The organism is Citrobacter sp. Cpa228 (assembly GCF_030333085.1).
GTDB lineage: Bacteria > Pseudomonadota > Gammaproteobacteria > Enterobacterales > Enterobacteriaceae > Citrobacter > Citrobacter pasteurii.
Genome location: NZ_JAOWGQ010000055.1, coordinates 69996 through 84870 on the forward strand (window position 1 = coordinate 69996; position 14875 = coordinate 84870).

The 14875-nt window shown below is 56.0% G+C and carries 12 protein-coding genes; 10 read left to right on the forward strand and 2 right to left on the reverse strand.

What is annotated here, in order from left to right; genetic code table 11:
• Positions 1-5: 5 nt before the first annotated feature.
• The 8 genes from iscU to sseB all read left to right on the forward strand — a co-directional run bounded on the left by iscU (position 6) and on the right by sseB (position 6008).
• A complete protein-coding gene (iscU, locus tag OGX91_RS18905) occupies positions 6-392 on the forward strand; it encodes a Fe-S cluster assembly scaffold IscU (protein ID WP_002913991.1) in 387 nt (128 codons plus the stop codon).
• Positions 393-412: 20 nt separating this feature from the next.
• Complete coding sequence (gene iscA, locus OGX91_RS18910) at positions 413-736, forward strand: iron-sulfur cluster assembly protein IscA (RefSeq protein ID WP_003037681.1); 324 nt, start codon at positions 413-415, stop codon at positions 734-736.
• Between the two features lie 108 nt (positions 737-844).
• Positions 845-1360, forward strand: coding sequence for a co-chaperone HscB (hscB, locus tag OGX91_RS18915; RefSeq protein ID WP_005120410.1), 516 nt, complete (start codon positions 845-847; stop codon positions 1358-1360).
• 15 nt (positions 1361-1375) lie between these two features.
• Entirely contained in the window at positions 1376-3226 is a 1851-nt protein-coding gene (hscA, locus tag OGX91_RS18920; RefSeq protein ID WP_005120411.1) for a Fe-S protein assembly chaperone HscA, read from the forward strand.
• A 1-nt stretch (position 3227) separates the two neighbouring features.
• Complete coding sequence (gene fdx, locus OGX91_RS18925; RefSeq protein ID WP_003037690.1) at positions 3228-3563, forward strand: ISC system 2Fe-2S type ferredoxin; 336 nt, start codon at positions 3228-3230, stop codon at positions 3561-3563.
• Between the two features lie 11 nt (positions 3564-3574).
• The gene (iscX, locus tag OGX91_RS18930; protein WP_003037694.1) at positions 3575-3775 is read left to right on the forward strand and encodes a Fe-S cluster assembly protein IscX; all 201 of its coding nucleotides are present in this window, start codon (positions 3575-3577) and stop codon (positions 3773-3775) included.
• 61 nt (positions 3776-3836) lie between these two features.
• Positions 3837-5120, forward strand: coding sequence for an aminopeptidase PepB (pepB, locus tag OGX91_RS18935; protein WP_005120412.1), 1284 nt, complete (start codon positions 3837-3839; stop codon positions 5118-5120).
• Between the two features lie 111 nt (positions 5121-5231).
• Positions 5232-6008 carry an enhanced serine sensitivity protein SseB gene (sseB, locus tag OGX91_RS18940; RefSeq protein WP_005120414.1) on the forward strand — a complete coding sequence of 259 codons (777 nt, stop codon included), beginning with the start codon at positions 5232-5234 and terminating at the stop codon, positions 6006-6008.
• Between the two features lie 36 nt (positions 6009-6044).
• Here sseB and timP read toward each other — a convergent pair whose 3' ends face one another.
• Together timP and sseA are read right to left on the reverse strand one after the other, a co-directional pair.
• Positions 6045-6173, reverse strand: coding sequence for a small toxic inner membrane protein TimP (gene timP / locus OGX91_RS18945; RefSeq protein ID WP_342446913.1), 129 nt, complete (start codon positions 6171-6173; stop codon positions 6045-6047).
• Positions 6174-6511: 338 nt separating this feature from the next.
• Positions 6512-7363 (reverse strand): 3-mercaptopyruvate sulfurtransferase, encoded by an 852-nt coding sequence (sseA, locus tag OGX91_RS18950; protein WP_155021416.1) that lies wholly within the window; start codon positions 7361-7363, stop codon positions 6512-6514.
• Between the two features lie 206 nt (positions 7364-7569).
• Here sseA and OGX91_RS18955 point away from each other — a divergent pair, with 206 nt between their 5' ends.
• Together OGX91_RS18955 and pbpC are read left to right on the forward strand one after the other, a co-directional pair.
• The gene (locus OGX91_RS18955; protein WP_286627180.1) at positions 7570-12501 is read left to right on the forward strand and encodes an alpha-2-macroglobulin family protein; all 4932 of its coding nucleotides are present in this window, start codon (positions 7570-7572) and stop codon (positions 12499-12501) included.
• A complete protein-coding gene (gene pbpC / locus OGX91_RS18960; protein ID WP_188232145.1) occupies positions 12502-14814 on the forward strand; it encodes a peptidoglycan glycosyltransferase PbpC in 2313 nt (770 codons plus the stop codon).
• The last annotated feature ends 61 nt before the right edge of the window (positions 14815-14875 follow it).

The window sequence follows — 14875 nt, forward strand, 5'->3', positions numbered from 1 at the left end:
TCATCATGGCTTACAGCGAAAAAGTAATCGATCATTACGAGAATCCACGTAACGTGGGCTCTTTTGACAACAGCGACGAGAACGTGGGCAGCGGCATGGTGGGTGCACCGGCCTGTGGCGACGTGATGAAGTTGCAGATTAAAGTCAACAATGAAGGTATCATTGAAGACGCGCGTTTCAAGACTTACGGCTGCGGTTCCGCTATTGCTTCCAGCTCTCTGGTTACCGAATGGGTGAAAGGGAAATCTCTGGACGAAGCACAGGCGATTAAAAACACCGATATCGCCGACGAGCTTGAACTGCCACCGGTGAAAATTCACTGCTCTATTCTGGCTGAAGACGCGATTAAAGCCGCGATTGCGGATTACAAAAGCAAACGTGAAGCAAAATAATTAAGAGTTGAGGTTTTATTATGTCGATTACCTTAAGCGACAGTGCAGCAGCGCGTGTAAATACCTTCCTGGCAAACCGCGGTAAAGGGTTTGGTCTGCGTCTGGGCGTGAGAACCTCCGGCTGCTCAGGTATGGCCTATGTACTGGAATTTGTTGACGAGCCGGCGGCTGAAGATACCGTGTTTGAAGACAAAGGCGTTAAAGTTGTGGTCGACGGTAAGAGCCTGCAATTCCTCGACGGTACGCAGTTAGACTTCGTCAAAGAAGGTCTGAACGAAGGGTTTAAGTTCACTAACCCGAACGTGAAAGACGAATGTGGATGCGGCGAAAGCTTCCACGTGTAACGCGCTTACCGATAACCCCACCGTGGTCGCCTGCGCGTGGGGTTTGTTTTACCTGACTCTCTGGTTTTGCTCCCGTGAACAACAGAGAATCGATGCCCTGAGAATGTTATGGACTACTTCACCCTCTTTGGCTTGCCAGCCCGTTATCAGCTCGATACTCAGGCGCTGAGCCTCCGTTTTCAGGATCTACAACGTCAGTATCATCCTGATAAATTTGCCAGCGGCTCTCAGGCGGAACAACTTGCTGCGGTTTCGCAGTCCGCCACGATCAACCAGGCCTGGCAAACGCTGCGTCATCCTTTGATGCGCGCCGAATACTTATTGTCTTTACACGGTTTTGATATCCGTAGCGAGCAGCACACGGTGCGCGATACCGCGTTCCTGATGGAACAACTGGAACTGCGTGAAGAGCTGGACGAAATTGAACAGGCGAAGGACAGTCAACGTCTGGATACGTTTATGCAACGCGTCAGCGAAATGTATAACGTTCGTCATCAACTGATGGTGGAACAGCTGGATAGCGAGACGTGGGACGCAGCGGCAGATACCGTGCGTAAGCTGCGTTTTCTCGATAAACTGCGAAGCAGTGCAGAACAACTCGAAGAAAAACTGCTCGATTTTTAATTTCCGGAAGCGAAAATGGCCTTATTACAAATTAGTGAGCCTGGTCTGAGCGCCGCGCCGCACCAGCGTCGTCTGGCGGTAGGTATCGATTTAGGCACCACCAACTCCCTGGTTGCGACCGTACGCAGCGGCCAGGCCGAAACGTTGGCAGACCATGAAGGTCGCCACCTGTTGCCGTCAGTGGTTCACTATCAGCAGCAGGGTTATTCTGTCGGTTACGATGCCCGCGCCAATGCTGCGCTGGATACGGCAAACACCGTCAGTTCGGTAAAACGCATGATGGGCCGCTCTCTGGCGGATATCCAGGCGCGTTACCCGCATCTGCCATATACGTTCCAGGCAAGCGAAAACGGCTTGCCGATGATTGAAACCGCTGCCGGATTGCTTAATCCGGTGCGCGTCTCCGCGGATATTCTGAAAGCGCTGGCCGCGCGGGCGACCGAATCACTGTCCGGCGAACTGGACGGCGTGGTAATCACCGTTCCGGCTTACTTTGACGATGCACAGCGTCAGGGGACCAAAGACGCCGCGCGTCTGGCGGGCCTTCACGTATTGCGTCTGTTGAACGAACCGACCGCAGCTGCGATTGCCTATGGTCTGGACTCCGGTCAGGAAGGCGTGATTGCGGTCTACGATCTTGGCGGCGGTACTTTTGATATTTCTATTCTGCGCCTGAGCCGCGGCGTGTTTGAAGTGCTGGCGACCGGCGGTGATTCCGCGCTCGGCGGCGACGATTTTGACCATCTGCTGGCCGATTATATTCGCCAGCAGGCTGGCGTGACCGATCGTAGCGATAACCGCGTACAGCGCGAACTGCTGGATGCCGCGATTGCCGCGAAAATCGCGCTCAGCGATGCCGATTCTGTGACGGTTAACGTGGCGGGATGGCAGGGTGAAATCACCCGTGAAACCTTTAATGAACTCATTTCCGCACTGGTCAAGCGTACGCTGCTGGCCTGCCGTCGCGCGCTGAAAGATGCGGGCGTGGAGCCGCAGGATGTGCTGGAAGTGGTGATGGTCGGTGGTTCAACGCGCGTGCCATTGGTGCGTGAACGCGTCGGTGAATTTTTTGGCCGTACACCACTGACTTCTATCGACCCGGATAAAGTGGTGGCTATCGGAGCGGCAATCCAGGCGGATATTCTGGTCGGGAACAAACCGGACAGCGAAATGCTGCTGCTGGACGTTATCCCGCTGTCGCTCGGCCTTGAAACGATGGGCGGTCTGGTGGAGAAAGTGATCCCGCGTAACACCACGATTCCGGTGGCGCGCGCGCAGGATTTTACCACCTTTAAAGATGGCCAAACCGCGATGTCCATTCACGTGATGCAGGGTGAACGTGAGCTGGTGCAGGACTGCCGTTCACTGGCGCGTTTTGCGCTGCGCGGCATCCCAGCATTGCCAGCTGGCGGCGCGCATATCCGCGTGACCTTCCAGGTGGACGCCGATGGCCTGCTGAGCGTCACCGCGATGGAAAAATCCACCGGCGTTGAGTCCTCAATTCAGGTTAAACCGTCCTACGGTCTGACCGACAGTGAAATCGCCTCCATGATTCAGGATTCGATGAGTTTTGCCGAGCAGGACGTTAAAGCCCGTATGCTGGCAGAACAGAAAGTCGAAGCGGCACGCGTACTGGAAAGTTTATCCGGTGCGCTGAACGCTGATGCCGCGCTGTTAAGCGCCGCAGAACGTCAGGCTATCGACACCGCAGCCGCGCACTTGAGCGAGGTTGCACAGGGTGACGATGTTGACGCGATAGAACAAGCCATTAAAAACGTAGACAAACAAACCCAGGAGTTCGCCGCTCGCCGCATGGACAAGTCCGTCCGTAGCGCGCTGAAAGGCCATTCCGTGGACGAGGTTTAATATGCCAAAGATTGTTATTTTGCCTCATCAGGATCTCTGTCCCGATGGTGCAGTTCTGGAAGCTGAGACCGGCGAAACCATTCTTGACGTTGCCCTGCGTAACGGTATCGAGATTGAACACGCCTGTGAAAAATCCTGTGCCTGCACAACCTGCCACTGCATCGTACGTGAAGGTTTTGATTCTTTGCCGGAAAGCACAGAAGAAGAAGACGACATGCTGGATAAAGCCTGGGGACTGGAGCCGGAGAGCCGTTTAAGCTGTCAGGCGCGCGTCACCGAGGACGATTTAGTGGTCGAAATCCCACGTTACACAATCAATCATGCGCGTGAGCATTAACAGAGGGTAGTATGGGACTGAAGTGGACCGATAGCCGCGAAATCGGCGAGGCGTTGTACGACGCGTTCCCCGATCTCGACCCCAAGACCGTTCGTTTCACCGATCTGCACCAGTGGATCTGTGACCTGGAAGAGTTCGATGATGATCCACAGGCATCGAACGAAAAAATCCTTGAGGCCATTTTGCTGGTCTGGCTGGACGAAGCCGAATAAGTCAACGGGCTGCCCACGGGTGGCCCGTTTTCCTGTATGCGCGAAAATAAGGATAAATACAATGACAGAAGCCATGAAAATTACGCTTTCCACGCAACCTGCCGATGCCCGCTGGGGTGAAAAGGCGACATACAGCATTAATAATGATGGCATTACCCTGCACCTGAACGGAAAAGATGACCTCGGCCTTATCCAGCGCGCTGCGCGTAAAATTGACGGTCTGGGTATTAAACATGTCCAACTGGATGGTGAAGGCTGGGATACCGAACGTAGCTGGGCGTTCTGGCAGGGCTACAAAGGACCAAAAGGCACCCGCAAAGTTGAGTGGGCTGCTCTGGATGAGGCACAGCGCAAAGAGCTGGATAACCGTCTGAAAATTATTGACTGGGTGCGCGATACCATTAACGCCCCGGCAGAAGAGCTGGGCCCGGAACAGCTGGCGCAACGCGCAGTAGACCTGCTGTGTTCTGTTGCCTGCGATAACGTCTCTTACCGCATCACTAAAGGTGAAGATCTGCGCGAGCAGAACTACATGGGATTGCATACCGTAGGTCGTGGCTCCGAACGTCCTCCGGTGCTGCTGGCGCTGGATTACAATCCAACTGGCGATAAAGAAGCCCCGGTTTATGCCTGTCTGGTTGGCAAGGGAATTACCTTTGACTCCGGCGGATACAGCATCAAGCAAAGCGCATTTATGGACTCAATGAAGTCTGATATGGGCGGTGCGGCAACGGTCACCGGCGCGCTGGCGTTCGCCATCACCCGTGGTCTGAACAAGCGCGTGAAGCTGTACCTGTGCTGCGCGGATAACCTGATCAGCGGCAACGCCTTTAAGCTCGGCGATATTATTCACTATCGCAACGGTAAAAAAGTTGAAGTGATGAATACCGATGCCGAAGGGCGTCTGGTACTGGCCGATGGTCTGATCGACGCCAGCGCGCAAAAACCAGAATTGATCATTGATGCTGCGACGCTGACCGGCGCGGCAAAAACGGCGCTGGGCAACGATTACCACGCGCTGTTTAGCTTTGACGATCAACTGGCTGCCCGTCTGCTGGCAAGTGCGGCGCAAGAAAACGAACCGTTCTGGCGTCTGCCGTTGGCAGAGTTCCACCGTAGCCAGTTGCCGTCTAACTTTGCCGAGCTGAATAATACCGGCAGCGCGGCCTATCCGGCGGGTGCCAGCACCGCGGCGGGCTTCCTGTCCCATTTCGTGGAAAACTATCAGCAGGGCTGGCTGCATATTGACTGCTCTGCAACCTATCGCAAAGCGCCAGTTGAGCAGTGGTCTGCGGGCGCAACCGGTTTAGGTGTGCGTACTATCGCGAATCTGTTGACTGCCTGAAAGGTGTTTTTGTAGGCCGGGTAAGCGAAGTGCCACCCGGCATTGTGCCTGATGGCGACGCGGTGCGTCTTATCAGGCCTACAACTCATATATTCATAATTTGTGATCTCTATGTCCGAAACGAAAAACGAATTAGAAACCCTGCTGGAGCAAGCGGCGACAGAGCCTGCGCATCGCCCGGCATTTTTCCGTACTTTACTGGAGTCTACCGTCTGGGTGCCGGGTACTGCCGCAGAAGGCGAGGCGGTGGTTGAAGACAGCGCCCTCGACCTTCAGCACTGGGAAAAGGAAGACGGCACCACCGTGATCCCGTTCTTTACCTCCCTGGAAGCCCTGCAGCAGGCGGTTGAAGATGAGCAGGCATTTGTCGTCATGCCGGTGCGTACATTGTTTGAAATGACGCTCGGCGAAACGCTGTTTCTCAACGCGAAACTGCCGACCGGCAAAGAATTTATGCCGCGTGAAATCAGCCTGCTGATGGGAGAAGAGGGGAATCCGCTCAGCACCCAGGAAGTACTGGAAGGCGGTGAATCGTTGATCCTCTCTGAAGTCGCTGAACCTCCGGCGCAGATGATTGACTCGCTGACTACGCTGTTTAAAACCATTAAGCCGGTAAAACGCGCATTTCTCTGCTCGATCAAAGAAAGTCCGGATGCCCAACCCAACCTGCTGATTGGAATTGAAGCCGATGGCGATATTGAAGAGATTATTCATGCCACGGGGAGTGTTGCAACGGACACGTTACCGGGCGATGAACCGATTGATATCTGCCAGGTGGTGAAAGGTGAGAAAGGGGTCAGCCACTTTATTACCGAACACATCGCGCCTTTCTACGAGCGTCGCTGGGGCGGATTCCTGCGGGATTTCAAACAGAACAGGATTATCTGAGTAAAGGAAAGCCGCCCCATAGGGCGGCTACCTGGCTTACTTGCCCTGGGCGCTGAGCGTCACGCGTACAGAATTACCTGAGTAACTCCGATCCCCGTGAAGACACAACGTTCCAGATACAACAAGCACGATACAGAAGTACCGTATCTTCATTGCGCGGTCCATGCGAAGACCGCATCACGACAGCACCACTGGCGATCATGCCGTGATAGCAAGCGCTGAGGTGCACCTGCGTATACGGCCATACAATGACCTTCCCTAAAGCCAGTGCCTGTTTGCGAGACAGCGGAAAGGGCCGCTCAGAATAATACATTAAATGTTGAATAGTTTCCCTGTTAATTAACTTGACTTTTATTCTATTAAACCGGAATATTTAGCTACTGAGGTGCGCCTGCGTTGCTATGGCAACACAGCCTGCTGGGAAGGCCGCGAACCGGACTGGCACAAAAAAACCGCTCAATGAGCGGTTTTTTTGTGGGCGAAAAAGAGGTGTAAATCAGATTTTATTTAGTCTCAGCGGGTTCTACCGGTAAATCGTTGCGCGCTCCCCATTCGCTCCATGCGCCGTCATACAACGCGACGTTGGAAACGCCCAGCGTGGCAAGTGCGAGCACCACCACGGCAGCCGTTACGCCGGAGCCGCAACTGGCGATAATAGGGCGGTCAAAACTCACGCCGTGGCTGAAGAAGATAGCATCCAGCTCATCGGTGGTTTTTAATTCACCGTCACGAACCAACTCTGTCCACGGTACGTTCAGCGCACCGGGCACATGACCACGCTTCAGGCCTGGCCTCGGCTCGTCAACTTCGGCGTTAAAACGCGCAGCCGGTCGCGCATCGACAATCTGTGCGGTTTTTTCATGGCTGGCCAGCAGGACATCGGTCACCCGCACTACGGCCTCTGGCGTAAACGCGGCGTCAAACTCGCCTTCGGGCAAATCAACGTTCCCTTTCTGCAACGGTAACGCATCACGCTGCCAGCTCGCAAAACCGCCTGCCAGAATGGAGACATTTTCCACGCCAAATGCGCGCAGCATCCACCAGGCACGCGGGGCAGAAAACAGGTTGCCATCATCGTAGACAACCAGATGCTTATCCTGATGAACCCCCAGCTCGCGCATAGCTACGGCAAAGGCTTCCGGGCGCGGCATCATGTGTGGCAATGACGAGGTATGGTCGGAAAGCGCTTCAATATCAAAAAAGACTGCACCAGGAATATGGCTCGCGCGATACTCCTCGCCAACATCGCGATCTTCCTGTCCTGGAGGAGCCATCCGGGCATCAAGAATTTGTATTTCCGGATCGTCAATGTGTTCGATAAGCCAGTCGGCAGCGACAAAGAAGGCGGTGGTCATAGGCATCTCCATTTTTACCAGGTTTCGGCGAATTGTCGGCTGTTTACCGTAAAGCGACAAGTAAAAGAGGCTGATTTGTCAGGTGGACCCACATTAATCACGAAAATTCAGACAACAACATCCTATTACTGACTTCCACCTGTTGAAATCTGACGCATAATAGTTGTTCTACGTAGCTAACGGGCCACTCAGGCCAGGGATGAAAAATGAAACATTTACGCGTAGTGGCCTGTATGCTGATGTTGGCGCTGGCGGGGTGCGATAATAACGATAAGCCGTCGGTGGCGGCAAAAAATGATACGCCCGCCCCACAGACCACGCCGGCAAAAGATCCGGGGCAATTACAAAAGCTGATGCAGCAAAGCCAGGGCAAGCCGTTGACGCTGCTGGATGCCTCAGAAGTCCAGTTGGATGGTGCGGCGACGCTGGTGCTGACTTTTTCTATTCCTCTCGATCCTGAACAAGATTTTTCTCGCGTACTGCATGTTGTCGATAAAAAAAGCGGCAAAGTGGATGGGGCCTGGGAGCTGGCGCCAAATCTGAAAGAGCTACGCTTACGCCACCTCGAACCTAACCGCGAGCTGGTGGTGACCATTGAGCGTGATTTATTGGCACTGAATAAAGCGACGTTCGCTATCGACTATGAAAAAAATATTACCACCCGCGACGTCCAGCCAAGCGTAGGCTTCGCCAGTCGCGGCTCGCTGCTGCCGGGAAAAGTGATTGAAGGGCTGCCGGTGATGGCTCTTAACGTCAATAGCGTGGATGTGAACTTCTTTCGCGTGAAGCCTGAGTCGCTCGGTGCGTTTGTCAGCCAGTGGGAATACCGCAATTCGTTGTCTAACTGGGAGTCCGACAATCTGCTGAAAATGGCGGAACTGGTGTATACCGGGCGCTTTGACCTCAATCCTGCGCGCAATACCCGCGAGAAACTGCTGCTGCCGCTGAGCGATATCAAGCCGCTGCAGCAGGCGGGCGTGTACGTGGCGGTGATGAATCAGGCCGGACATTACAACTACAGCAATGCCGCGACGTTGTTCACGCTCAGCGATATTGGTGTGTCTGCACACCGTTACCATAATCAACTGGATGTCTTTACGCAGAGTCTGGAAAACGGTGCCGCGCAGCAGGGGATTGATGTCACCTTACTCAATGAAAAAGGACAGACGCTGGCACAGGCGACCAGCGACGCTCAGGGGCACGTGAAGCTCGAGACGGATAAAGACGCCGCCTTATTGTTGGCCCGCAAAGACGGGCAGACCACGCTGCTGGACCTGAAGCTCCCGGCGTTGGATCTGGCTGAATTTGATATCGCTGGCGCGCCGGGATACAGCAAACAGTTCTTTATGTTCGGCCCACGCGATCTCTATCGTCCTGGCGAAACGGTGATCCTCAACGGATTACTGCGCGACAGCGATGGTAAAACGTTGCCCGACCAGCCGGTGAAGCTGGAGATCGTGAAACCCGACGGACAGGTTTTACGCTCGGTAGTTAGCCAACCGGAAAACGGCTTGTACCGCTTTAGCTGGCCGCTGGACAGCAGCGCGCCAACCGGCATGTGGCATATTCGGGCTAATACCGGTGATAACCAGTCGCGGATGTGGGATTTCCACGTCGAAGACTTTATGCCGGAGCGAATGGCGCTCAATCTCACCGCAAACAAGAGGCCAGTGGCACCAACTGATGAAGTGAAGTTCTCGGTGGTGGGCTACTACCTGTACGGCGCGCCCGCCAACGGCAATGCGCTGCAAGGACAGCTTTATCTGCGTCCGTTGCGGGATGCGGTACAGGCGTTACCGGGCTTCCAGTTTGGGAATATCGCCGAAGAAAACCTTTCCCGTAGTCTTGATGAAGTTCAACTGACGCTGGATGACCACGGTCGCGGCGAAGTGACCACCAACAGCCAGTGGCAGGAGACGCATTCCCCGTTACAGGTCATTCTGCAAGCCAGCCTGCTGGAGTCGGGCGGTCGTCCGGTGACCCGTCGGGTTGAACAAGCCATCTGGCCTACGGATACGCTGCCGGGTATTCGTCCGCAGTTTGCGGCGAAAGCCGTTTATGACTACCGCACCGATACCACCGTGAATCAGCCCATCGTCGATGAAAACAGCAACGCCGCGTTCGATATCGTGTATGCCGACGCGCAAGGCGAGAAAAAAGCAGTATCCGGATTGCAGGTGCGTTTGATCCGTGAACGCCGTGATTACTACTGGAACTGGTCTGAGGGCGAGGGCTGGCAGTCTCAGTTTGATCAAAAAGATCTGGTGGAGGGTGAGCAGACCCTGGATCTTAAGGCCGATGAAACCGGTAAAGTCAGTTTCCCGGTTGAGTGGGGCGCCTATCGCCTGGAAGTGAAAGCACCGAATGATGCGGTGAGCAGCGTGCGCTTCTGGGCCGGTTATAGCTGGCAGGATAACAGCGACGGCAGCGGGTCAGTACGTCCCGATCGCGTGACGTTGAAACTGGACAAACCCAATTACCGTCCCGGCGATACTATGACGCTGCACATTGCCGCGCCCGCCGCTGGCAAAGGCTATGCGATGGTTGAATCCAGCGAAGGTCCGCTGTGGTGGCAAGAGATCGACGTGCCGACGGCGGGTCTTGATCTCTCCATCCCGGTCGATAAAAGCTGGAACCGCCATGACCTGTATCTCAGCGCTTTAGTGATACGCCCTGGCGATAAATCCCGCTCAGCAACGCCAAAACGGGCGGTCGGGTTACTGCATTTACCGTTAGGTGATGAAAACCGTCGTCTGGGGCTGGCGCTGGAAAGTCCGGCGAAAATACGGCCCAATCAGCCGTTGACCGTCAAGATTAAAGCCAGCGTTAAAAATGGTGACGTGCCAAAACAGGTTAATGTACTGGTCTCTGCCGTTGACAGCGGGGTCCTGAATATTACGGATTACGTCACGCCGGATCCGTGGCAGGCGTTTTTCGGGCAAAAACGCTATGGCGCGGATATTTATGATATTTACGGCCAGGTAATCGAAGGTCAGGGGCGTCTGGCGGCATTGCGCTTTGGTGGTGATGGCGATGAGTTAAAACGCGGCGGCAAGCCTCCAGTCAATCACGTTAACATCGTGGCGCAACAGGCGTTGCCGGTCATACTTAACGAGCAAGGCGAAGGTACGGTGACATTACCGATTGGTGATTTCAACGGCGAGCTACGGGTCATGGCGCAAGCCTGGACTGCGGATGACTATGGCAGCAGCGAAAGCAAAGTGATTGTCGCCGCGCCGGTGATTGCTGAACTGAATATGCCGCGCTTTCTGGCAGGGGGAGATACGTCGCGCCTGACGCTGGATGTGACCAACCTGACTGACAAACCGCAAACGCTGGACATTAAGCTCGTAGCCAGCGGTTTACTGGAGCTGATGGGACAAGATCCCGCGCCGGTAAATCTGGCGCCTGGCGTACGGACTACGTTGTTTATTCCGGTGCGTGCGCGGGAGGGCTTTGGCGATGGCGAAATTCAGGCGCAGATTAGCGGTCTGACGTTACCGGGCGAAATGCTGCCTGTTCAGCATAAGCAGTGGAAGATTGGTGTGCGTCCGGCGTTCCCGGCGCAAACCGTTAACACCGGGGTCGCGCTTCAGCCGGGCGCAACCTGGCAGCTTCCGGGTGAAGAACTGACGAATTTCTCCCCAGCGACAATGCAGGGACAACTGCTGTTCAGCGGTAAACCGCCGCTGAATCTGGCGCGCTACATCCGTGAACTGAAAGCTTATCCTTACGGTTGCCTTGAGCAAACGGCGAGCGGGTTGTTCCCGTCTTTATACACCAACGCCGCGCAGCTGAAGGCGTTAGGTATCGCGGGCGACAGTGATGAAAAACGCCGTGCGGCAGTAGAGATTGGTATCTCTCGTTTACTGCAAATGCAGCGTGACAACGGTGGGTTTGCGCTGTGGGATAAGAACGGAGCGGAAGAGTACTGGCTGACCGCGTATGTGATGGATTTCCTCGTTCGGGCGAATGAACAGGGCTACAGCGTGCCGGCAGAGGTCATTAACCGGGGCAACGAGCGACTTCTGCGCTACTTGCAGGATCCGGGCATGATGTCGATTCGTTATACCGACGACGCATCAGCGAGCCGATTTGCCGTCCAGGCCTACGCCGCGCTGGTACTGGCTCGTCAGCAGAAAGCCCCGCTCGGCGCGCTGCGTGAGATCTGGGATCATCGTGCACAGGCCGCTTCGGGTTTACCGCTATTGCAACTGGGTATTGCGCTGAAAAATATGGGCGATGCTAACCGTAGTGAACAGGCGTTGACCCTGGCGTTGAATACGCCACGCCGCGATGCGCAGCAGTGGATGGCGGATTACGGCAGCCAGCTGCGCGACAACGCGTTGATGCTGGCCTTGCTGGAAGAAAACAAACTTAAACCTGAGGTACAGAATACGCTGCTGAACACCTTGTCAGAACAGGCCTTTGGGCAGCGCTGGCTCTCTACCCAGGAAAATAATGCGCTGTTCCTTGCCGCGCGTACGTTACAGGATTTACCTGGCTCGTGGCAGGCGCAAACGTCACTCTCTGAACAGCCGTTAGCCGCAGAGAAATCACAGACGCGTAATCTGGATGCCGACGCGCTGTCTACGCTGAGCGTGACCAATACCGGTAATCTGCCTCTGTGGTTGCGTCTGGATGTGAGCGGTTACCCGCAAACCTCGCCAACGCCTGTCAGCAACGTTCTGCATATTGAGCGTCAGATCCTGGGGCTCGACGGGAACAGCAAATCGCTGGATTCTCTGCGCAGCGGCGAACTGGTGCTGGTCTGGCTGGAGGTGAAAGCCAGCCAGAACGTACCGGATGCGCTGGTGGTCGACTTACTGCCAGCGGGCCTGGAACTGGAAAACCAGAATCTGGCCAACGGCAGCGCCAGCCTGCAGGACAGCGGCAGCGAGGTGGCTAATCTGCTCAATCAGATGCAGCAGGCGAATATCCAGCACGTTGAGTTCCGCGACGATCGCTTTGTCGCCGCGGTGGCGGTCAACGAAGGACAGCCGGTGACGCTGGTGTATCTGGCGCGGGCGGTAACGCCGGGAACGTATCAGGTTCCTGTGCCGCAGGTGGAGTCAATGTACGTTCCGCAGTGGCGCGCGACCGGTGCGACAGAGGGACTGTTGATTGTCAGACCGTAAATGATGCGTGGGTTGGGTAAACACGGCTGCTGGCTCTGGCTGGCAGCCGCTACGTTATTGCTTACGGCGGCGGTTTGGGCGGCAGATAAAATCTGGCCGCTGCCGCTGCACGAAGTCGATCCGGCGCGTGTCGTGGTGGCCTATGATGGTACGCCGCTCTGGCGCTTCGCCGACGCGGATGGCATCTGGCGCTATCCGGTGACAATTGATGAAGTGTCCCCCCGGTACCTTGAGGCGTTAATTAACTACGAAGACCGCTGGTTCTGGAAACATCCTGGCGTTAATCCTTTTTCAGTACTGCGTGCGGCATGGCAGGATCTCTCCTCCGGGCGCGTGGTTTCGGGCGGTAGCACGCTCACCATGCAGGTCGCACGATTGCTCGATCCCCATCCGCGCACCTTCGGCGGCAAATTCCGCCAACTCTGGCGCGCATTGCAGCTGGAATGGCATCTCTCCAAGCGCGACATCCTGACGCTGTATCTTAACCGCGCGCCGTTCGGCGGTACGCTGCAAGGGGTGGGAGCCGCAAGCTGGGCCTATCTTGGGAAATCACCCGCGCAATTGAGTTATTCCGATGCCGCGCTGCTGGCCGTGCTGCCGCAGGCACCGAGTCGCCTGCGCCCGGATCGTTGGCCGGATCGCGCCGAAGCCGCGCGAAATAAAGTGCTCGAACGCATGGCAACGCAGGGTATTTGGCCAGCCAGACAAGTGCAGGAATCACGCGAAGAACCGGTCTGGCTGGCGCCCCGACAAATGCCGCAGCTCGCGCCGTTATTCTCGCGCATGATGCTGGGAAAAAGCCGGAGCGATAAAATCGTGACCACCCTTGACGCCGGATTGCAGCGCCAGCTGGAAGAGCTGGCGCAAAACTGGAAGGGGCGCTTACCTGCGCGCAGTTCGCTGGCGATGATTGTGGTCGATCACACCGACATGAGCGTGCGTGGCTGGGTCGGCTCGGTAGATATGAATGACGACTCCCGCTTTGGTCATGTGGATATGGTGAATGCGATTCGTTCGCCGGGCTCGGTGCTGAAGCCGTTCATCTATGGTCTGGCGCTGGATGACGGACTCATCCATCCGGCTTCATTGTTGCAAGATGTACCGCGTCGCACCGGGGATTATCGACCAGGGAATTTTGACAGTGGTTTTCATGGCCCGGTGAGTATGAGCGAAGCGCTGGTGCGTTCGCTGAATTTACCCGCCGTGCAGGTACTCGAAGCCTATGGCCCGAAGCGTTTTGCCGCAAAATTACGTAATGTGGGCTTGCCGTTGTACTTACCCGCAGGAGCCGCGCCGAATCTGTCGCTGATTTTGGGCGGCGCGGGGGCGAGACTTGAAGATATGGCGGCGGCGTACAGCGCCTTTGCCCGCCAGGGGAACGCGGGAAAACTGCGCCTGCAGCCAGACGACCCGCTGCTGGAGCGTCCGTTGATGTCAGCAGGTGCGGCGTGGATTATTCGCCGCATTATGGCTGACGAAGCACAGCCGCTGCCGGATAACGCGCTGAGCCGCGTGGTGCCATTGGCATGGAAAACGGGTACCAGCTATGGCTATCGCGACGCGTGGGCGATTGGCGTTAACGCCCGTTATGTGATTGGCATCTGGACCGGCAGGCCCGACGGTACGCCGGTGGTGGGGCAGTTTGGTTTTGCCAGCGCTGTGCCGTTGCTCAATCAGGTCAACAATCTTTTGCTCTCTCGCGGGACAAATCAGCCGGAAGACCCGCGACCAGAGTCGGTCAGTCGGGGCGTAGTGTGCTGGCCTGGCGGGCAATTTTTGCCAGACGGAGACGGCAACTGCCGTCGCCGCTTAGCGACCTGGCTACTGGACGGTAGCCAGCCGCCAACGTTGTTATTGCCCGAACAGGAAGGCGTGAGTGGCATTCGTTTCCCCATCTGGCTGGACGATGAAGGCAAACGTGTGGCGGCGGATTGCCCACAGGCGCACGAGCAAACGTTAATCGTCTGGCCTTTGCCGCTGGAGCCATGGTTACCGGAGTCAGAGCGCCGTGGGGCAAGGCTACCGCCGGTTTCTGCCACGTGTCCGCCGCTGGGACAGGTTGCTTCCCTGCCGTTGCAGTTGACAGGCGTTCGCGATGGCGCGATTGTGAAGCGTTTACCCGGTTCTGCGCAGGCCTTATTGCCGGTACAAACCAGCGGCGGGACAGGCGATCGCTGGTGGTTTCTTAACGGTGAACGGCTGGATGAACGCGGACGCCGTTTGACGCTACAGTTGGCGACCAAAGGAGATTATCAACTGTTGGTGATGGATGACGCCGGACAGGTGGCGACGGTGAGATTTTCGTTGCAGTAGACCAGTTGGTCACTGTTTGTTGCTAAAATTCATCTTATTTTAAAGAAATGTTATCTTCGTC